This window comes from Micromonospora sp. WMMD961 (genome assembly GCF_029626145.1).
In the GTDB taxonomy this organism is placed as follows: domain Bacteria; phylum Actinomycetota; class Actinomycetes; order Mycobacteriales; family Micromonosporaceae; genus Micromonospora.
This window is the reverse complement of record NZ_JARUBJ010000002.1, coordinates 2,398,403-2,418,300: the sequence shown is the minus strand read 5'-3', so window position 1 is coordinate 2,418,300 and position 19,898 is coordinate 2,398,403. Positions and strand designations below refer to the sequence as shown.

Here is a 19,898-nt window from a genome sequence, read left to right as displayed (position 1 = left end):
GGGCACGGTCATGGCGGAGGAGCTGCGGGTTGGTCTGCTGGGGTTCGGGTTGGCGGGTCGGGTGTTCCACGCACCGCTGATCGCCGCGACGCCCGGGCTGCGGCTCGACGCCATCGTGACCCGCGATCCGCAGCGGCGCGAGCAGGCCGGGCAGCTCTTCCCGGACGCCCGCCTGGTCGACGACGCCGAAGGGTTCTGGCGTACGCCGGATGATCTGGACCTGGTCGTGGTGGCGACACCGAACCGGCAGCATGTGCCGATGGCGCGGGCGGCGCTCGCGGCCGGCCTGCCGGTCGTGGTGGACAAGCCGTTGGCCGCGACGGCCGCGGAGGGCCGCGCGCTGGTCGACGAGGCGACCGAGCGTGGGGTGCCGCTGACGGTGTTCCAGAACCGGCGCTGGGACGGTGACTTCCTGACCGCCCGCCGTCTGGTGGAGAAGGGCGAGTTGGGGCGGGTGCTGCGTTTCGAGTCCCGGTTCGAGCGCTTCCGTCCGACGATCAGGCCGGGTTGGCGGGAGCTGGCCGGGCCCGAGGAGGCCGGTGGCGCCCTCTTCGACCTGGGTGCCCACCTCGTCGACCAGGCGGTGCAGCTCTTCGGTCGGGTCGACCGCGTCTACGCCGAGGTGGACCGTCGCCGCGCGGGCGCGGCTGTCGATGACGACGCCTTCGTGGCCCTGACCCACGCCAACGGGGTGCACTCGCACCTGTGGATGGGCGCGATGACCGCCCAGCTCGGGCCCCGTCTGCGGGTGCTGGGCGACCGGGCCGGCTACACCAGTTACGGGCTGGACGTGCAGGAGGCGGCGCTGCACGACGGCGGCCGGCCGGACCAGCCGGGCTGGGGCGAGGTCCCGCCGGAGCGGTACGGCATGCTCGGCGTCGACGGTGATCTGCGGCAGGTGACCACCGAGCCCGGGTCGTACCAGAGCTTCTACACGCAGGTGGCGGCGGCGCTGCGCGACGGTGTGCCGATGCCGGTGGACCCCCGGGACTCGGTCTACACGGTCGAATTGATCGAGCTGGCGCACCGGTCGGCGGCCGAGGGCGCGGTGCTGCCGGTCCCGGCCGCCTGACCTGGGCCTTGACACCCGACCGGTAGGCGTGTCCCGCCACCCGGGCTGCTGAGGTGTGCGCGCGAAAACCAGTGGAGCGGTGCCGCCGTGCGCCGTTAGCGTGCTGCCCAACCAGGTCGTCTAGGCAAGGACGTGCCGTCAACCGCTGGCGTCTCGACACCGGCGGACCGGATCACCTGGACCGGGACGTGATCGACGTCGCGGTCCGCTTCGGAGCACGGATCCCGGTCCGGCCGACACGACTGATCGCTGACGGTTTCGGTCTGGCGCGGGCTGAGGTCGACCGACTGATCACCGAGGGGAAATCGTTTCGGTGGCCCGGTTGAGCGGCAGGCTCTCCGGCGACTCCACCTTCACGTTGAAGCGCTGAGCCCTCTTCGCGACCGGGGGCCTGCCCGGCGTGTACCGGCCGGGCAGGCCCACGGGGCGGGTGTCGACGTCGGTGTCACGGCGTGAGGTGAGGCGCGGTCGCCAATGGACAGAAGGACGCATAAGTCACCATAGGGCCTGAAAAGTGTGCGATTCTCCTCCGGTGAACGATGTCAGGGTCACCAGGTTCGACTCCCCGAGGAGCACACCTGCTGTGCGGGCTCGCGTGGACCACCTGGACGGCATCCGTGGCATCGCCATCCTGGCCGTATGTGCGGTCCACTGGATCGGGCAGCGATTCCCTGCCTTCGAGGGTGGCTACATCGGAGTCGACCTCTTCTTCGTCCTCAGCGGCTTCATCATCACCACACTGCTCGTCAAGCGGGTGCCGCCGTACGGGCGCTTCCTACGGAACCGCGTACGACGGCTCTACCCACCGCTGGTCGGGACGCTGGTGGGCATCACCGCGCTGGCCTGGCTCCTACCCGACAGCGCCCTCTCGCCGGAGACGTCCCTGCGCCACGCCCTCGTGGCGGCGGTCCAGGCGTCCTCGCTGTGGATCACACTGGTGGGCACCCCGATCGACCCCTTCTCGATGACGTGGTCTCTCTCGGTGGAGTGGTACTTCTACCTGCTCTGGCCCCTGGCGGTGCTGCGGCTCCGCCGCATGCCGGCGGCGCGCGCCGCACACCTCGCGCTGCTCGCCGCCGGGGCTCTCTACCTCGTCGCGGCTGTCCAACCCGCCTGGTGGTTCTACTACGGCCCGCTGGCCCACACCGGTGAATTGCTGGTCGGCGCCGCGATCGCCTTTCCGCTGGCCCGGGGCTCGATCCCGAGGCTCCGGACCGGTGGGCGCCCGGCCCTGGTGGCCGCGTTCACGTTCGTCGCGCTGTGGACGGTGTTCGGCAGTGATCCTTACTCGCCGGCCTACCGCCTCGTCGCACTCCCGCTGACTGTCGGGTGTGCCGTGCTGTTCATCATCTCTGGCTACGAGGCCCGCCCGGGCCCGGCTCGGCTGCTGTCCTGGCGACCGCTGGTGGTGACCGGGCGGATCAGCTACAGCCTCTACCTCTGGCACACCCTCCCCATCGTGCTGCTGAGCAGCAACTGGCTCGGTCTGCCCAGCATCGCGGTCGGCGTGATCGGCATCGGTATCGCCCTGGCCGGCACCGCCCTCAGCTACCACCTGCTGGAACGGCCGTTCCTCGGGTCGCGCGGCAACGAGTTGTCGGTGAGCCGCGGGCCGGAAACGGCTTCGTCCGCCCGCCCCCGTGGCGCGCACCGGCGGGAGCCGGCCACCGCTGGCGCACACAGCCGCAGGGAGATCTCCCGCCCCTGAGCGCGAGGATGTCGCGAGCAGTCACTCCGGGCGAGGGTCTTCCTCGGAGGGTGCGTCGTCCGGTGCTCGCGCGTCGTCGTCGGTCAGCGCGTCGTCCGGCGAGGTGGTGGTGAGGTTGGCGAGCTGGCGCTCGGCCTCCCGGAACTCCTCGTCGAGCCTGGGGTTCTCCTCAGCGGGGCCCTGCGACATGGGCGACCTCCATCGAGCGCGACCGGCAGCCCTCCGTGTACCCGGACTGTCGACGGAGACACGGAGGCATGCCGGTCGCCCTTGATCAAGTGATGGAAAGTAGCTGAATCCGCTCCCCGGGACCTATTTCTCATCACCTGATCACGGAGATGAGAAATCCTCGGCTACCGCTGAGCGCTTGCGGGACCGACGTTACCGAGCGCCGGGCCGGTCGGCGGGCGCGCCGGGCTGAAGCCCGGGAGCGTTGCCGACCCGGCCCGGTGCCGGATCAGCGCTGCTTCAGCTCGCGCCAGGATGGGTGGGTGCCGCGCCAGGCGTCGGCGAGGATGGCCGCCGAGGCCCGGCTGGGGCACTGCTGCACCCGCTCACGACCCGACGCCCCACCGATCTGGGCGCGGACCTCCCAACCCTGCCCGTCAGTACGGATGTACACGTCCCGGCGCCCGCGCGGGGTCGTGTCTCCGTTCCACCAGTGCTCCTCCACCTTCATTCGCCGACCGTATAGCAATTCCCGCGCCGAGGGTACGGCGCAGGTATGCCTGGACCGGGGCAAGCGGGACAACTCAGGCGCACTTCAGGCCAAGTGTTGACGGTTCGAGACCATAACGGGCGGTTCTCCCGCTCCTGACCAACGAATCAGGAACCCACTCTGTCCCTACCCGCCACCCTTACCCCCGAACCTCGCTGATCAAGAGGTTCGCATCACGAACCGCGCTCCCGATGACGCACATTTCTTGATCAACGCGCGAAGGCCGCCGGAAGAGGGCGGTGGGCGGTCAGGTCTGCGTGGTCAGGAGGTAGTCGTCGGCTTCCGGGCTCCAGCGCAGGTCGACCGCGCCAACCGTGGCGGCGGCCTTGCAGAACTGCAGGAAGCTGCGATAGCCGAGCTTCTTCTCACTGAAGTCCGGGCGGGCCCGGCGCACCTGGTTCTTCAGCCCGGACAACGCCACCGGGTTACCGCCACTACCCAGTTCCGCCACGACGCCCCGGAGCAGACCGAACGCCACCTCCCGGTCGCCGTGCTCGGGCAGCGAGACCTCGGGGTCGCCCTTCGCCGGCCCCTCGGCCAACTCGATCACGGTGCGCTCGGCGAGGTGGCGCAGCAGTTCGCCGAAGGTGCGGAAGCCGTAGTCGGACTCGCTGAACGTCGGGTCCTTACGGAGCAGGGTGCGCTTGAGCCGGGACGCGGTGACCTCGCCGTTGGCGCTGCCCTGCAACCCGGCCACCGTCTGGGCGACGAGCACGGCGAGCGTGTCCACGTCCCGGCCGGGCTCCTCACCGGCGGGACGGCGGTCCACCTCGGGCTCGGGCTCGGGCGGGCGCTGGTCCGCGCTGGCCTGCCGGGAGGGACGGGCCCGCTGGCTGCGGGTCGGCGGGATGTCCAGACCCTCCAGCCGGTCGTAGTAGAGGAACTCGTCGCAGGCCGGCGGGAGCAGCGCCGACGTGGACCCCTCGACCCCGACGCCGATGACCCGCTTGTTCAGCTCGCGCAGCTTGTGGACCAGCGGCGTGAAGTCGCTGTCCCCACTGCAGATCACGAAGGTGGAGATGTAGTCGCGCTCGAACGCCAACTCGATCGCGTCGACGGCCATCTTGATGTCCGCGGCGTTCTTTCGGGACGCGCCCATCCGTTGCGGGATCTCGATCAGCTCGACGTGCGACCGGGTGAGCATCCGACGGTCCTCGTCGAAGTACGACCAGTCGGCGTACGCCCTACGGACCACCACCCGACCTCGTTCGGCCAGCGCGTCGGCGATGGGCCGGAAGTCGAAGTCCGCGCCGCCACGGTGGTCGCGCGCGCCCAGCGCGAGGTTCTCGTAGTCGAGGAACAGGGCGATCCGGTCTTCTTGATCCACGGGGTCAGCCTACGCCCGCCGTGAGCTGGCCGAGGCAGACGACGCGCGACACCTCAACTCGACGACCGTCCATTTCTTGCGGCCTGATTGTCGCTTCTTTTCGTTGTTCGCTTGCAACCTTGCAGCACGGTGTTTCGTGCTGACATCATGACGATCAATGCCGGGCGTCGGGGGCGCACGGGCGTACCTCCCACCACCATCCACCCAGGAGGGTCACCGATGTTTCGGACCATCATGCCGGCGCGGGGACGCCCCGGCCGTCCGGCCGCCACCGCAGCCGCGCTCGCGGCCGGCCTCACCCTGCTGGTCGTCACACCCACCATGGCCGTCGCCGGCCCGACCGTCTCGCCCGGCGCAACGCCCGTCGTCACCCGGGCCGCCCTCGACCCGGCATTGGTCGCCGGGCGTGGCGCGAACGTCGGCTTCGTCGAGCAGGAAGCCGAGAACGCCCGCACCAACGGCGAGATCATCGGCCCCGACCGGTCCGCCTACACGCTGCCCGCGGAAGCCTCCGGCCGCCGGGCGGTCCGGCTCACCCCCGGGGAGTACGTGGAGTTCGTCCTGCCCAGCGCGGCCAACGGGATCACCGTGCGGTACAGCATCCCGGACGCGCCGCAGGGCGGCGGGATCACCGCGCCGCTACGGGTCGCCGTGAACGGTAAGCACCTGCGCACCATGACGCTCACGTCGCAGTACTCGTGGCTCTACAACCAGTACCCGTTCTCCAACGACCCGCAGGCCGGCCTGCTGCACCCGGACTGGTGGATCACCGAGTGCCAGTGCGTGCCGGCGGCCACCACGCCGTACCCGAGCATCAGCACGCCGTTTAGGCCCACCCACTTCTACGACGAGCAGCGACTCCTGCTCGGACGCACCTACCGGGCCGGCGACAGGATCCGGCTCACCGCGCCACCCGGCACCGCCGCCGCCTGGACGGTCATCGACCTGCTCGACTCCGAACTGGTCGCCCCACCGCGTATCCGGCTGCTCGCGGCGAACGTGCTGGCCTTCGGGGCCGACCCGACCGGCCGACGGGACTCCGCCGACGCCCTGGACAAGGCCATCGCCTTCGCCCGGCGCACCCACCTCAAGGTCTACATCCCGCCCGGCACCTACCAGGTCAACCGGCACGTCATCGTCGACGACGTGACCATCGAGGGCGCCGGCAACTGGCACACCGTCATCAAGGGCCGCGAGGTCGCCCTGCCCACGCCCGCCCCGGACGGCTCGGTGCACACCGGCGTCGGGTTCTACGGCCGGGACGCCGCCGACGGCGGCAGCCGCAACGTCCACCTCTCCGGCTTCGCCATCGAGGGCGACGTCCGGGAGCGCATCGACACCGACCAGGTCAACGCCATCGGCGGCGCGATGAGTGACTCGACCATCGACGGGCTCTACCTGCACCACACGAAGGTGGGTGTGTGGTTCGACGGGCCGATGCGCAACGTCCGGATCACCAACAACATCATCGTCGACCAGATCGCCGACGCGCTCAACTTCCACACCGGAGTGACCGATTCCGTGGTGGCACACAACTTCGTCCGCAACACCGGCGACGACGGCCTGGCGATGTGGTCGGAGAAGACGGCGAACGCGCGCAACACCTTCGACCACAACACCGTGCAGTCGCCGACCCTGGCCAACGGCATCGCCATCTACGGCGGCACCGACACCACCGTCTCGCACAACCTGGTCGCCGACCCGGTCCGCGAGGGCAGCGGCATCCACGCCGGTTCCCGCTTCGGCGCGGAACCGTTCACCGGGCACCTGCGGATCACCAACAACACCACCGCCCGCGCCGGCACGTACGAGCTGAACTGGAACATCGGACTGGGCGCGATCTGGATCTTCGCGCTGGACCGCAGCATCGACGCGAACATCCAGGTGACCGGCGACGCGTACCTCGACAGCACGTACAACGCGATCATGTTGGTCAGTGACTGGCCGGTGAAGGACCTCTACTCGATCACCAACGTGCAGTTCCGGGACATCCGGGTCGACGGCACCGGCACCTCGGTGGTCAGTGCCCGCACGGCCGGGTCCGCCTCGTTCGCCAACGTGGACGCCCGCAACGTCGGCGCGGTCGGCGTCAACAACTGCGGTTCGTTCCACTTCACCCCGGCCGGTTCCGAGTTCACAGTGACCGACCTCGGCGGCAACGACGGCGGTTGGCTCGCACCGTGGCTGCTGCCCAACACCATCACCTGCGACGACCGGCCACCCGTGTCGCCGCCCCCGCCTCCGGCCCAGTGGTGAACGCGGTGGGCGGCCCGGCGCTCTCGGGCCGCCCACCGCACCCGAAGACAGATCAGAGCAGCGTGGCGTACGCCAGCGGCACCGTGGTCGGCTGACCGTCCCAGCTACCGGCCAGCACGGCCCCGGCCGACCCGTCGGACCCGGTGCCCGGCCGTCGGACGACGACCAACTCGACGGCCTCGGTGTCGATGAGCGTGTGGTCCTCGTCGACCACCCGGCGCACCGCGCCGATCGCGGGCACCTCGGCCGCGCCGGCGCCGCTGACCACGATGGTCACCGTCGGCTCGCGCACCTCGCGTCGGCCGTCGACCTCGAAGTACTGCTCCGCCTGGCCACCGCCGGCGAGAATCGCGTGGGCGAGCGCGGTGACGTACACCGGGTCGGCGCAGCCGTCGTACACCCAGCGGGTGCCGAGCACCGAGTGCTCGGTGGTGCCGACCAGCCAGTCCTCGGCACCGTCCAGGGGCGCGGCGCGGTAGGTGAGCGGGACCTGGTGGACCGGCCCGTCGGCGGTGCCGACCAGCATCGTCTCGATGCCGACCTCACCGGCCGGGTCGTCGAAGCGGTATGCGCCCCGGCCGGTGAGGTCGGCGCCGGTCAACGCGGCGGGTTCGCCGATCGGCCCGGCGAACCAGGATTGGGCCGGCAGCCAGGCAGCCAGCAGGTCGAGCTTCGTGGGGCGCAGTGTGGCCCGGTGCAGCAGTGCCATGACCGCAGCCTAGGCGCACGGGTTGCCACCCACCGTGCAGCTCTCCGGCTCCCGGGCCTTGGGGCGGTTGTCGCGCACGTCGAAACGGAACGTCTGCGTTCCGCCCGCCGGCAGCGCCCCACCGGTGAAGGTGATCGTCCTGCCGTCCTGTCGCGCCTCCGCGCCCTCGACGTCGTCGACAATGCTGCCGTCGGCGAAGGTGACCACCACGGCCCAACTCGCCGCCGGAGTGGCTGCGGGGTTGCCGACCACCACTTCGCCGGTGTAGCCGAACAGCCGGCTGGAGTCGGTCTCGTAGCGGGCGGTCAACGGCGGCGGGGGTGGTGGTGGCACCGCCGCCGTGGCGGTCGGTGTCGGCTTCACCGACGGGGTCCGACTCGGACGGACGGTCGGCGACGTGGCCGTCCGCGACGGACGCACGGAGGCTGTCGCGCGAGGGGTGGTGGCGACTTCGACGGCCGTCACGGACGGCGACGGGGACGCGGGGGCGGGAGGCGCAGCGCTCTGCTTCCCGCCGACCGGGAGCGCCACCCACGCCACCGACCCGCCGAGGACGGCCAGCCCGACCAGCACGGCGACCACCGTCCGCCGACGGGCACGGGCGGGCCCGTTGCGGGAAGCGCCGACCAGCGGCAGTTCGGCGGTCATCCCACCGTCGCCGCGCCGCAGGTCGACCTGCTGGAAGGCGAGCCAGTCGAGGATGGCCGGCAGTCGCACGGTGAGCGCCTGCCGGAGTTGCTGCTCGCGTGGCTTCTGCTGCTCGACGGACCACCCGCCGTGCGTGGTGACCTCCCGCACCTCCAGCCGGCAGCCCTGCGTGGTGGCCGTGACGAGGCAGGTCAGCTCGCTGAGCCGGCCGGCCTCGTCGCAGGCCAGCACGAGACGTTCCGGCTCCTGCCGGTCGGTCACCTCGACCTCGACGTTCGCCTCGAAGCCGGGCAACCCGTCGGTGTGCAGCAGCAGCCGATCCGGTATGCCCTCCAGCGTCTCGGCCTCGGCGAACCACCGGCCGAGCAGTTCCCGATCGGTCAGTGCGAGCCAGACCCGCTCGGGTGGGTGGGACAGGTCGACCTGCGCGCCGATCTCGATCACGGCGAGACTCTAACGGGTCTCCGGCCCGTCCCGCCCCGCCCGCCCGGGCCGGTTGTCGGCGCGCTGGTCACCCCCAGCGGGTCGACCGCTCGACCAGGCCGACGAGCGCCGCCCGGGCAGCGGCGCTCACCTCGGCGACGACCTCGGCCGCCGGCAGGTCCCGGGCCAGCGCGTGCGCCTGCCCGGCCCACGCGTTCGCGACCGACGCGTCCCCGTCGCGGCGGGCGGCGGCGAGCAGCGGACGCGTCAGATGTAGCACCTGCGGGTAACCGCTCGGTGCCGCGGCGTCGTGCTGACGCAGGAAGTCGTTGGCGACGCCACGGGCCCGTTTGCCGGTGAACGACCGGGTCAACGCGGTCGGCGCGGTGCCGGCCACCGCCTCCCGGTGCATCGGCGAACTACCCGCCTCCGGGCACCGCAGGAAGGCCGTGCCGAGCTGCGCGGCGGTGGCGCCGGCAGCCAGCACGGCGGCCAGTGCGGGACCGTCGACGATGCCCCCCGCCGCCACCAACGGCAGGTCACAGCGGGCGGCGGTCAGCCGGAGCAACGGCAGCAGCGCGTAGTCGTCGTCGTCCGGCAGGCCGCCACGATGCCCACCGGCCTCGGTGCCCTGCACGACGACCGCGTCCACGCCGAGGTCGGCGGCGGCCGTCGCGGCGTCCGGGCGGGTGACCGTGGCCCACACCTCGGTGCCCCGTTCGCGCAGGGCGGCCACCGCCGCCCGATCGGGCAGCCCGAACACGAAGGACACCACCGGGACCGGGTCCGCGAGCAGGGCGGCCAGCTTCTCCGGGTACGCGTCGTCGCCGCCGACCGGTTCACCCAGGCTGATCCCGCGCTGGGCGGCCTGCGGGGCGAGCCGTTCGGCGTACGCCTGGATGGCGACCTCGTCGACGCCGCCCGGGTCGGGCAGGAAGAGGTTGACCCCGAACGGCCGGTCGGTGCGGGCGCGGACCTCGGCCACGTCGGCGACCAGCCGGCCGGTGTCGATCATCCCGGCGGCCAGGAAGCCCAGCCCACCGGCTGCGGAGACGGCAGCCGCGAGCGCGGGTGTGGACGGGCCGCCGGCCATCGGGGCGGCGATGATCGGGTGACGCAACGCGGACAGCGTGGACATGGGAATCATCCTGCCGCACCGGCCCGTCCGCTCAGTGGCGTGCGGTGTGCCTCCACCGCAGCACCCCCGCGAGCCCGAGCAGGGCGAGCAGTGTCCCGGCGACGGCGACCAGCGGCCACGTGCGGCCGCCCAGGCCGATGGTGTCCTCGGCGATCGGACGGACGTTGGTGGGCAACACCGGGCCGATGGAGCCCGTCGGGGCCGTGGCCGGTGCCGTCTCGGCCGTGGCCGGGTAGCGCAGGATCGTCGGACGGGTTCCCGGGGGTTGGTCGGCGGATTCGGAGACGGTGAGCAGTGACCCACCGTCGCGGCTGTAGGTGATCGACTCACCTTGGGGTTCGTCCGGCAACGGGGTGGTCCGGGGGGTGCCGGAGGTCAACGCCTTGACCACGTCGCCATCGGGGACGTCGTACTCGAAGGCGTCGGCGTAGCTGCGCAGCACCACCCGACGCCCGTCCGGCGCGGTCGCCGCGCCGGTCACCACACCCCGCCCGAGGAACGAGAACGGGTTGCTGGTGCTGGTCGTCGGGAGGACCACCTGGCCGGCCGGGGCCAGCGGCGTCGTCGCCCCCGGTCGCAGCGCGGTGGTCGGCCGGTACAGGAAGACGGTGCCGCTACCACCCTTGGTGATGATCAGCGGTTGGCCGTCGGCGTCGAGCAGCACCGCCTCGGCGTCGTGCGGGCGATCCGGGTAGGTCATCCGGTGCAGCACCGGCTGCTCCGCCCCCGGTGCCAGCCGCCACACCCCGACCGTCGTACGGGAACGATCGTTGTCGCCGATGTCGGCGACCCAGACGGTGCCGTCCCGGCCGACGGCCAGGTCCTCGGTGTCCCGGGGCCGGGACGGGTAGGAGACCGCCCGGACCACAGCGCACCGCTGGTCGAGGAAGAAGATCCGGCGACGGGCCTCGTCGTCGGCGCCGTCGTTGACGACCACGTACCCGTCGTCGGTGGCGACCATTCCGGAGATCTCGCGGAGCCGGTCGTCGCGGATCTGGCAGACCGGCGCACCGATCGCCGGTGCACCCGCCGCCGGCGTCAGCACCACCGCCGCTGCGCCCGCCGCCGGCGTCAGCACCACCGCCGGTGCGACCACGCCGGTGAGCAGAGCCCCCAGCGCCGCCCCCACCCGGGGACGCCGCCCCCAGCTCAACCGCCCGCGTACCCGCATCGCCCGTCCTCCTCGTCGCGGCCGCGCCCCGGCCGCCTGCCCATCTTGTCCGATCCCGACCGGCGACGGTGGTAGTCGCGGTACGCAGATGGTCGCGGTGGCTCGGGACCGCCTGACCGGTGCCGGCTGAGATGACGCAGCCGCTACGCGTGTCGGCGGCCGCGGCGGGTAGGCAGCAGCCCGGCGGCATGTCGACACCCGCCGGGCAGGAGGCTCCGATGAGCACGTACCGGGATGATCAGGGCGACACGTTCCCTCCTCCGGAGGCGGATGCCCAGGAGCAACGGCAGAGCGCCGTCGACGACGGGCCGCCGGACCGGGTGTCGGGTGACGTCGACCCCGAAGCGGCCGAGGCGGACCTGGCCGAGCAGGGCGCACTCCCGGCGGGCTCGCTGGAGGAAGTGACGTCCCTGCCGGCCGACGCCAACCCGGCGGACGCTCTCGAACAACGCCAGGAGATTCCCGCCCGCGACGAGGGCCGTCGGACTTAGTTCGTGAGGTCGTAGATCCCTCGGGGGTTGGCGGCCGGTGATGCGGCTGCGGGTCGCCCGGCGCCAGGGCTGACGAGGACGCCTGCTCCGGGACCGGGCCGAGACGTCATCGCCCCAGGGACGCGGCGCACCCGCCCACGGGCGCAGGGTGCCCGTAGTGGAGTGGCTCCGGCGTCGTCAGGTCGTTGGTGACCATCGCCCACCTCCCCCTTTCCGCCTGAATTGCCGCCGGTTCCTTCCCCGGGGCGGCTGACCCCTCGGTGCCAATTCGTGGCCTACCGGTGCCACCTCGGCCGGCACGCCGGGCAGCCGCCGGTGTCGCGCCGGTCCCGGCAGGGCGCGCCGCGCCGGCCTTGACAGCGGCCACCTCGCCGGTGAAGCTGTCTATTAGTCCTACTGTCGTAGGACAACAGGAAGGATCAGCGCGAGTGATCGAGTTCGTACTGGACAGCCGGTCGAAGGTGAACACCTACATGCAGCTCGTGCAGCAGGTGAAACAGGCTCTGCGGGTCGGCCTGCTGACACCGGGCGACCAGCTGCCGAAGGTCCGGGACGTCGCGCAATCCCTGGCGATCAACCCGAACACGGTGCTGAAGGCGTACCGGGAATTGGAGATCGAGGGTCTGGTCGGTGGCCGACCCGGGGTGGGCACGTTCGTCCAGCGCACCCTGGCCGGCGCGTCCCTGCCCAACCAGGCCGAGCTACGCGACGACCTGGTCGCCTGGCTGCACCGGGCGCAGGCCGCCGGCCTCACCGCCGAGGACGTCATCGCCCTGGTGGAGACCACGCTGCGCGCGACCCTCGCCGAGGACACCCCGCAGAAGGAACCCGCGTGAGCGGAACGAGAGGACAGAGAATGGACCATGTCTTGGAGGCAGACCGGCTGGGGAAGCGGTACGGCAGCACCTGGGCGCTGCGGGACTGCTCGCTGCACCTGCCGGCCGGCCGGATCGCCGCGCTGGTCGGGCCGAACGGTGCGGGCAAGAGCACGCTGTTACACCTGGCCGTGGGCCTGCTCAAGCCCGACGCGGGCGCGGTCCGGGTCTTCGGCAGATCCCCGTACGGTGACACGGACGGCCTCGCCGACATCGGCTTCGTCGCCCAGGACACCCCGCTCTACCGGGACTTCACGGCATCCGAGCTGGTCGTCGCCGGCGGCAAGCTGAACAAGCGGTGGGACGCGCACCTGGCCCGCACCCGGCTGGCGCAGCTCGGCATCCCACCGGACCGACCCGTCGGCAAGCTCTCCGGCGGGCAACGGGCCCAGGTGGCGTTGGCCCTGGCGCTGGCCAAGCAGCCCCGGCTGCTGCTGCTCGACGAGCCGGTCGCCAGCCTCGACCCGCTGGCCCGGCGTGAGTTCCTCCAGTCGCTGATGGGCAGCGTCGCGGATTCCGGCACCACCGTCCTGCTCTCCTCGCACCTGCTGGCCGACCTGGAGCGCGTCTGCGACTACCTGATCGTGCTGAACGCCGCCAAGGTGCAGCTCACCGGCGCGGTCGACGACCTGGTCGCCGAGCACCGCCAACTGGTCGGGCCACGGCACGACGGCGGCCCGATCGGGGGCGTCGCCGCCGTCGTCCGGGCCAGCCACACCGACCGGCAGTCGACACTGCTGGTGCGCACCGACGGGCCGGTCACCGACCCGGCCTGGACCCTGCGCGACGTGAGCCTGGAGGACGTCGTCCTGGCCTATCTCGCCGAGGGCACCGCGCAGACCAGTCACAGCGCGTGGGGGGTGGCAGCATGATCTGGTTGACCTGGCGGCAACACCGCAAGCAGGCCCTCTTCACACTGCTGGCGTTCGCCGTGTTAGCGGCCGCGCTGGTGCCGATCGGCCTGTCGATGCGGAACACCTTCGCCGACCTCGGGCTGACGGACTGCGTCGCCCAGCTTGCCCGCGCCGACGTGGCCGTGACGACCCGCGAGGCATGCGACGCGGGCTTCCACCGCTTCAGCAACCAGTACGGCAGCCTCAACCTGCTGGCCGTCCTGCTGATCACCCTGCCGGTGCTGGTCGGCCTGTTCTGGGGCGCCCCGCTGGTCGCCCGGGAGGTGGAGCAGGGCACCCACCGGTTCGTCTGGACCCAGGGCGTCGGCCGCACCCGCTGGGCGCTGACGAAGTTCGGGCTGGTCGCCGCCGCCGTGCTGCTCCTCGCGATCGGTTACGGGCTGGGCATGTCGTGGTGGGTCGAGCCGCTGACCCAGGCCGCTTACGAAGGTCGCCTCGGCATGATCGTCTTCGACCTCCAGGGCGTCGTCCCGATCGGCTACACGCTCTTCGCCGTGGCGCTGGGCGTCTTCGCCGGCACCGTCTGGAAGCGGATGTTGCCCGCCATGGGCATCACCCTCGCCGGGTTCATCGGTGTACGAGCGGCGGTGGCGCTTCTGGCCCGGCCGCACTACCAGCCCGCCCGCACCCAGACCTTCCCGATCGAGGGGGACGGACCACCAGAGATCAGCCGGGGAGACTGGATCCTCACCCAGGGCGTCCGCAACCCGGACGGGACGATGATCGCGGAGGACACCCGGATCCAGTGCCCGCCGGGCGGCAAGGGCCCGGACGGTCGGGCCTGCGGTGCCGAGCTGGGCCTCGAACCGGGCGCGTACAACTGGCAGCTGTACCAGCCTGCGGACCGGTTCTGGCTGTTCCAGGGCATCGAGACGGGCATCTTCGTCGCCCTCGCCCTGCTGCTGCTCTATCTCGCCGTGCGCCGGGTCCGCCGGATCGCGTAGGCGGCGACCGCGGACCGCGTGGACAACGACGGGTGCTCGTCGGGGCGCGGGGGCCTCGGCGATCACCCGTCAGGGCAGGCCCTCCGGAGTCAGCGACAGCCAGGACGCCAGGTCACGCAGCTCGTCGTGCACGGCGCGGCTCACCTGCCCGGTGAACGGCACGTCCTCGTGCACGGCGTGCACGGTGAACGTGCCACGCCGGCGGTCGGCCGTGGCGTCCACCTTTCCGACCAGCCGGTCGCCGTGCAGGATCGGCAACGCGAAATAGCCCCACCGGCGGTTCGCCTTCGGCTTGTACATCTCCAGCACGTACTCGTACTCGAAGAGCTCTTCGAGGCGGACCCGGTCGTGCACCAACCTGTCGAACGGCGACAACAACGCCGTACGCCCGGTGAACGGCTGCCCGAGCGCGGCCGGGTCCACCCGCCAGACCCCCGGGACTCCCTCGACCACCGCCGGTTCACCGGCGTCGCCGACCTCCGCCGGCTCCCCGGGAAGGATCGGTGTCTTCGCCCGGGCGATGCCCAACGCGCGTAGCCGGCGCTCGTTACGGACCCGAAGCGCCTGCTCCAACGCCACGACGGGGGTGCCGGCCGGATAGACCCGCTCGGCGACGTCCCACAGCCGTTGCCGGCCCTGACGACCGGAGATCGCGACCTCGCCGCGGGCGACCAGGAACTCCAGCATCTGGGTGACGTTGCGGTTGTTGGTCCAGCCCGACGACGGCCAGGGCACCACGCAGGTGTCCGGGATGTCGCGGGACAGCAGAGGCCCGGAGCGACCGAGCAGGTCGAGCACGTCGCGCCGGAACGAGTCGTTCGCGCGCAGCCACTCGCGCGCCCGCTCGTAAGCGGGCCAGGCGGCCATCGCCGCGAGGTAGAGCCCCAGGTCTTCCATCGGTCGCAGCATGGCCTGGTGCTCGAAGAGGGTCCGGTCCCGTTCGAGGGCCTGACGTAATTGCGCGGGCTGGTACGACGAGCCGAGCCGGCTCCAACAGACCAGGTCCGCGCTCGGCGCCACGGCAGCCGTCGGGTCGATCTGCAGCAACGTCAGTTGCCGCACCACCGCCAACAGGTCGGTCGGACGCGGAGCGGCCAGCAGTTGGGCACGGATGGCGATCCGCCGCGCCTGGGCCCGATCGAGTTGGTGCACCACCACGTCGCCGAGCCTAACGGCGACCACCGACACCACGCCGGCCGGCGAAGTCGGATTCCGGCCCGTCGCCAACGCGACTCAACGTGCCGTTCCACTCACCCACAGTGCTCCGATGTGGACCGCAGGGCCCACGTCCGGTGGGCCGTAGCGATAGGAGCGTGCGTGTGAAGTCCAGAGTCCTCCGTCGGGTCGCCGCGTCCGCCGTGGCACTCGCCTGCGCCGTGCTGGGGGCGGTGGCACTGCCGGCCGCGCCGGCGAGTGCCAGCCCGATCCGCAACGCCACACCCTGGTCGGTGCTGTTGTGCAAGTTCAGCGACAAGCCGGCGCAGCCACAGCCGCCGTCGCACTTCGCCAACTTCCTCACGGCGGCCGGCGTCGGCACCGGCGGGGTGGCGGACTACCTGGCCGACCAGTCCGGCGGTCGGGTGTCGTTGGCCGGCTCGGTGGTCCGGGGCTGGTACACGATGCCGTACACCCTGGCGCAGTTCCAGTCGATCGACAGGTGGACCCGGACCCAGCGCTGCGTGGACACCGCGGCGGCCGCCGGATACGCGGTGCCGGCCGGCAACCGGATCGCGGTCATGCTCAACGACTGGGTGGACTCCGGCGCGGCCGGCGGTCGGGTGCTGCTCGACCCGGGCGCCTGGAACGTCGGCTTCGCCGCGCACGAGATGCTGCACGGCTACAACCTGGGCCACTCGTTCTCCAACGACACCACCTACCAGAACGCGCCGTGGTCCCAGCCGGGCGAGTACGACGACCCGTGGGACGAGATGAGCGCGATGCACATCTACGCCTTCGGGACGGCGAACTACGGGACCAGCGCGGTCGGGCTCAACGGACCCAACCGTGACGAGTTGGGCTGGCTGCCGAAGAACCGGATCTTCACCATGGGCGCCGACGGGGTCGGCTCGCGCACCCTCACCCTGGCCCCGTTGGAGGTGCCCGCCGCGAGCGGTCCGCAGCTGATCCGGATCCCGTTCGACCCGGCCGACCTGTTCCACTACTACACCGTCGAGTTCCGCCGGAAGACCGGCTGGAGCGCCGGCATCCCGGCCGACACGGTGCTGCTGCACGAGGTCCGCAACGGCACCCCCACCCTGCTGCGTACCGGCCCCGGCGGCGGTCCGGCCCAGTCACTCAACGCGGGCGGCGTGCAGATCGGCGTGAACTGGCTCTCCGGCAACGCCGCCTCGGTGACGGTGACCACCGACGTGGTCAACCGCTGCCTCCAGGGGTACGTCTGGCGCGAGGCCCGCGCGGGCGACCTGGTCTGCGTCACCGGAGCCACCCGCAGCCAGGTGTGGGCGGACAACGCCGCCGCGGCGAGCCGCTGGGTGAACGGCCCGTACGGCCCGCACACCTGCGTCGCCGGCTACGTGTGGCGCGAGGCGTACGCCGGGGACGACGTCTGTGTCACCGGAGCGCAGCGCACCCAGGCCGCCTCCGACAACGCCGCCGCCGCGTCCCGTCGCAACCCGGCCCGGCTGGTGTCCGGCCCCAACACCTGCGTCAGCGGGTACGTGTGGCGCGACGCCGACCAGTCCGACTACGTCTGCGTGACCGGCACGACCCGATCCCAGGTGCTCGCGGACAACGCGGTCGCCGCGAGTCGCTGGGTCAGCGGCCCGTACGGCCCGCACACCTGCGTCGCCGGCTACGTGTGGCGCGAGGCGTTCATCGGGGACGACGTGTGCGTCACCGGAGCGCAACGCACCCAGGCCGCCGCCGACAACGCCGCCGGCCCCGGCCGGGTGCTGCGTCCGGGCGGCTGACCGACCGCTCCCCCGGTGGCTGCGGCCACCGGGGGCGCGTCCGTCGGCGGCTCAGCCGCTCATCCGTCGGAACCGTTCAGACCCGGTCGGCGGGATCCAGCTGACCGGCGACCCCGACGTTGAGCGGATCGGCCAACAGCTTGTCGAAGGCCAACTCGGCGGCGCCGATCAGGACGGCGTCGCGGCCGAGTGCCGCCGCGCGCAGCCGCAGGTGCTCGCGGGAGGCCGGCAGTGGCATGGTGTCCAGTCGCTCGCGGACCACGTCGGCGCCGGCGGTGAAGATGTCGCGAAGCGACCCACCGAACACCACGGCGTCGGGGTTCACCACGTTGACCAGGTTGGCCACACCGAAGCCGAGCCAGTCGGCGACCTGCGCGACGGCCGCACGGGCGGTCCGGTCGCCGTCCGCCGCCGCGCGCAGCACCTCGGCCACCGCCGCGCGGTCGCTCGGGTCCCGGCCGGCGTGCCGCAGCAACGCGGCTTCGGAGATCTCGGTCTCCCAGCAGCCACGTGACCCGCAGCCGCAGGGCAGACCATTCGGGTTGACGACCATGTGGCCGACCTTGCCGCTGTGGCCCCGGTGGCCGATCATCAGCCGGCCGCCGACGATGATGCCGGCGCTGATCCCGACGTCGCCGTGCAGGTAGATGAGATCGTCGACGCCGGCGGCCACGCCCCGTACGTGCTCGGCCAGGCCGGCGATGTCGGCCAGGTCGCCGGCCACGAAGCTCGGGCAGGTGCTCAGCTCGGCCTCGAGTGCGGCCCCGAGGGTCGCCTCGACGCTCGCGACCCTGATCCTGCCGTCCGGGTTGCGGGTGGTGTCGGTCACCGCGACCGCGCCGCCGACCAGCAGCGCGTCGGGGGCCATCGCGCGTTCCATGTCCCGGACCAGGTCGGCGAGCGGCCGGACGGCGTCGATCGCCGACATGCCGCTGGGTCGGGGGATCTCCCGCAGGTCGAGGATCTGCCCGCCGAGGCCGACCCGGGCTGCGCGCAGCCGGTCCGCGTCGATGCTCAGGGCGTGTGCGTAGACCCGGTCGGAACGAGGGCTGACCACCAGCGAGGGGCGGCCGGCGCGACGGGCCGTGGTGGGTACGTCCTCGGTGACCAGGCCACTGGCGACCAGGTCGGCGGCGAGGGCGCCGATGGTGCTGCGATTGAGGCCGAGGCGGCCGGTCAGCTCGGCCCGGGAGGTCGGCCCGTGCAGGTGGACGTAGCGCAGCACAGCGCCGAGGTTCTGCCGCCGGATCTCCTCCTGGCTGGCGCCGGGGACCGACGGCAAGGGTGAGTCGGTGCTACGGCCGACGCCGGTTGGCCTGGACCGGACTGGTGTCGCCACGGTCAGACCTCCTTCCGGGTCGATGCCGGTTGGTGCGGGGGTGCAGGGACGACGATGGGTCCCGGACGTGAAGACCCGGGACCCATCGGCGTTGCTACCTACCGTGCGGTGATTACTTGGTGAGCGGCGCGAGCTTCGGGTCGTTGGCGTACGCCTCAGCCGCGTTCGCCTTGGTGACGGCGACCGGCGGGAGCAGGTACGTGTCGACGACCTTGCTGCCGTTGTTGTAGGACTTGGTGTCGTTCACCTGCGGGGTGTTACCGGCCTGGAGAGCCTTGACCATGTTGATGGTCTCCTTCACCAGGTTGCGGGTGTCCTTGTTGATCGTCATGTACTGCTCGCCAGCGACGATCGACTTGACCGACTCGACCTCGGAGTCCTGACCGGTGACGACCGGGATCGGCTTGCCAGCGCCCTTGACCGAGGTCAGGATCGCGCGGGCCAGGGTGTCGTTCGGGGAGAGGACGCCGTCCAGCTCCTTGTTGCCGTAGGTCGAGGTCAGCAGCTGGTCCATGCGGGCCTGCGCACCCTCGGCCTTCCAGCCCTGGATGGCGGTCTGCTTGACGTCCTTCTGGCCCGAGGCGACGACGACGTTACCCTTGTCGATCTCCGGCTTGAGCACGTCCATCGCGCCGTTGAAGAAGACACCGGCGTTGTTGTCGTCCGGCGAGCCGGAGAACAGCTCGATGTTGTACGGGCCGTTCGGCTTCTTGGCCTTCATGCCGTCCAGCAGGGCCTGGCCCTGGAGCTGGCCGACCTTGAAGTTGTCGAACGCGACGTAGTAGTCGAGGTCCGGCGTGTTGGTGATCAGGCGGTCGTACGCGATCACCTTGGCGCCGGCGGCGTGCGCCGCGGCGACCTGGGTCGACAGCTGCGCGGCGTCGGTCGCGCCGATGACGATGACCTTGGCGCCCTTGGTGGTCATGGCGGTGATCTGGGCCTGCTGGTCGGCGACCGTGGTCGACGCGCCGGCGTACTGCACGTCAGCCTGGAAACCGGCCTCCTTGAGGCCGTTGGTGAACAGGTCACCGGCGAGGACCCAGTTCTCCGAGGTCTTGGCCGGAAGGGCCACGCCGATCAGCGAGTTCGCCGCGAAGCCCTTGGCGGCCTCGCCGTTGGAGCCGCTGTCGCCGTCGCGGCCGGAGCCGCAACCCGCTAGGGCCAGCATGGCGGCGGCGCTGACCGCGACCACCGACGTGCCAAAGAATTTACGCATGGTGAGGACTTGCCTTTCT

Annotated in this window: 19 protein-coding genes; 9 read left to right on the top strand and 10 right to left on the bottom strand. The window is 71.7% G+C overall.

Going from position 1 to position 19,898, the window contains the following annotated elements:
- The first annotated feature begins 10 nt into the window (after positions 1-10).
- The 3 genes from O7614_RS11445 to O7614_RS11435 all read left to right on the top strand — a co-directional run bounded on the left by O7614_RS11445 (position 11) and on the right by O7614_RS11435 (position 2,780).
- Positions 11-1,072: a Gfo/Idh/MocA family oxidoreductase gene (locus tag O7614_RS11445; RefSeq protein ID WP_278138439.1), complete on the top strand. Its 1,062-nt coding sequence runs from the start codon at positions 11-13 to the stop codon at positions 1,070-1,072.
- A 53-nt stretch (positions 1,073-1,125) separates the two neighbouring features.
- Entirely contained in the window at positions 1,126-1,398 is a 273-nt protein-coding gene (locus O7614_RS32220) for a DUF1062 domain-containing protein (RefSeq protein ID WP_347404344.1), read from the top strand.
- Positions 1,399-1,655: 257 nt separating this feature from the next.
- Positions 1,656-2,780, top strand: coding sequence for an acyltransferase (locus O7614_RS11435; RefSeq protein WP_278138437.1), 1,125 nt, complete (start codon positions 1,656-1,658; stop codon positions 2,778-2,780).
- 21 nt (positions 2,781-2,801) lie between these two features.
- Here O7614_RS11435 and O7614_RS11430 read toward each other — a convergent pair whose 3' ends face one another.
- The 3 genes from O7614_RS11430 to O7614_RS11420 form a co-directional block, all read right to left on the bottom strand.
- Entirely contained in the window at positions 2,802-2,969 is a 168-nt protein-coding gene (locus O7614_RS11430) for a hypothetical protein (protein WP_278138436.1), read from the bottom strand.
- Between the two features lie 268 nt (positions 2,970-3,237).
- Positions 3,238-3,459 (bottom strand): hypothetical protein, encoded by a 222-nt coding sequence (locus O7614_RS11425; RefSeq protein WP_030335934.1) that lies wholly within the window; start codon positions 3,457-3,459, stop codon positions 3,238-3,240.
- A gap of 286 nt (positions 3,460-3,745) precedes the next feature.
- Entirely contained in the window at positions 3,746-4,825 is a 1,080-nt protein-coding gene (locus O7614_RS11420) for an NYN domain-containing protein (protein ID WP_278138435.1), read from the bottom strand.
- Positions 4,826-5,044: 219 nt separating this feature from the next.
- On the opposite strand from O7614_RS11420, the gene O7614_RS11415 reads away from it, so the two are divergent.
- Positions 5,045-7,081: a glycosyl hydrolase family 28-related protein gene (locus O7614_RS11415; RefSeq protein WP_278138434.1), complete on the top strand. Its 2,037-nt coding sequence runs from the start codon at positions 5,045-5,047 to the stop codon at positions 7,079-7,081.
- A gap of 52 nt (positions 7,082-7,133) precedes the next feature.
- Here O7614_RS11415 and O7614_RS11410 read toward each other — a convergent pair whose 3' ends face one another.
- From O7614_RS11410 to O7614_RS11395, 4 genes are all read right to left on the bottom strand, one after another.
- Entirely contained in the window at positions 7,134-7,790 is a 657-nt protein-coding gene (locus O7614_RS11410) for a hypothetical protein (RefSeq protein ID WP_278138433.1), read from the bottom strand.
- A 9-nt stretch (positions 7,791-7,799) separates the two neighbouring features.
- Positions 7,800-8,882: an SRPBCC domain-containing protein gene (locus tag O7614_RS11405; protein WP_278138432.1), complete on the bottom strand. Its 1,083-nt coding sequence runs from the start codon at positions 8,880-8,882 to the stop codon at positions 7,800-7,802.
- Between the two features lie 67 nt (positions 8,883-8,949).
- The gene (locus O7614_RS11400; protein WP_278138431.1) at positions 8,950-9,999 is read right to left on the bottom strand and encodes a nitronate monooxygenase; all 1,050 of its coding nucleotides are present in this window, start codon (positions 9,997-9,999) and stop codon (positions 8,950-8,952) included.
- A gap of 31 nt (positions 10,000-10,030) precedes the next feature.
- Positions 10,031-11,170 carry a hypothetical protein gene (locus O7614_RS11395; protein WP_278138430.1) on the bottom strand — a complete coding sequence of 380 codons (1,140 nt, stop codon included), beginning with the start codon at positions 11,168-11,170 and terminating at the stop codon, positions 10,031-10,033.
- Positions 11,171-11,388: 218 nt separating this feature from the next.
- Between O7614_RS11395 and O7614_RS11390 the strand changes: the two genes are divergently transcribed.
- The 4 genes from O7614_RS11390 to O7614_RS11375 all read left to right on the top strand — a co-directional run bounded on the left by O7614_RS11390 (position 11,389) and on the right by O7614_RS11375 (position 14,394).
- Positions 11,389-11,661, top strand: a complete 273-nt coding sequence (locus O7614_RS11390; RefSeq protein WP_278138429.1) for a hypothetical protein — start codon at positions 11,389-11,391, stop codon at positions 11,659-11,661.
- Between the two features lie 428 nt (positions 11,662-12,089).
- Positions 12,090-12,497 carry a GntR family transcriptional regulator gene (locus tag O7614_RS11385; RefSeq protein WP_278138428.1) on the top strand — a complete coding sequence of 136 codons (408 nt, stop codon included), beginning with the start codon at positions 12,090-12,092 and terminating at the stop codon, positions 12,495-12,497.
- Between the two features lie 20 nt (positions 12,498-12,517).
- Complete coding sequence (locus O7614_RS11380) at positions 12,518-13,408, top strand: ABC transporter ATP-binding protein (protein ID WP_278138427.1); 891 nt, start codon at positions 12,518-12,520, stop codon at positions 13,406-13,408.
- Positions 13,405-14,394: a transporter gene (locus O7614_RS11375; protein ID WP_278138426.1), complete on the top strand. Its 990-nt coding sequence runs from the start codon at positions 13,405-13,407 to the stop codon at positions 14,392-14,394. The genes O7614_RS11380 and O7614_RS11375 overlap by 4 nt, the downstream gene beginning before the upstream one ends.
- A 69-nt stretch (positions 14,395-14,463) precedes the next feature.
- Here O7614_RS11375 and O7614_RS11370 read toward each other — a convergent pair whose 3' ends face one another.
- The gene (locus O7614_RS11370) at positions 14,464-15,576 is read right to left on the bottom strand and encodes a crosslink repair DNA glycosylase YcaQ family protein (RefSeq protein ID WP_278138425.1); all 1,113 of its coding nucleotides are present in this window, start codon (positions 15,574-15,576) and stop codon (positions 14,464-14,466) included.
- Positions 15,577-15,713: 137 nt separating this feature from the next.
- On the opposite strand from O7614_RS11370, the gene O7614_RS11365 reads away from it, so the two are divergent.
- Entirely contained in the window at positions 15,714-17,324 is a 1,611-nt protein-coding gene (locus O7614_RS11365) for a hypothetical protein (protein WP_278138424.1), read from the top strand.
- A 76-nt stretch (positions 17,325-17,400) separates the two neighbouring features.
- On the opposite strand, the gene O7614_RS11360 is transcribed toward O7614_RS11365, so the two are convergent.
- Positions 17,401-18,606: an ROK family transcriptional regulator gene (locus O7614_RS11360; protein WP_278142223.1), complete on the bottom strand. Its 1,206-nt coding sequence runs from the start codon at positions 18,604-18,606 to the stop codon at positions 17,401-17,403.
- Between the two features lie 169 nt (positions 18,607-18,775).
- Positions 18,776-19,879: a sugar-binding protein gene (locus O7614_RS11355; RefSeq protein WP_278138423.1), complete on the bottom strand. Its 1,104-nt coding sequence runs from the start codon at positions 19,877-19,879 to the stop codon at positions 18,776-18,778.
- Positions 19,880-19,898: the final 19 nt, after the last annotated feature.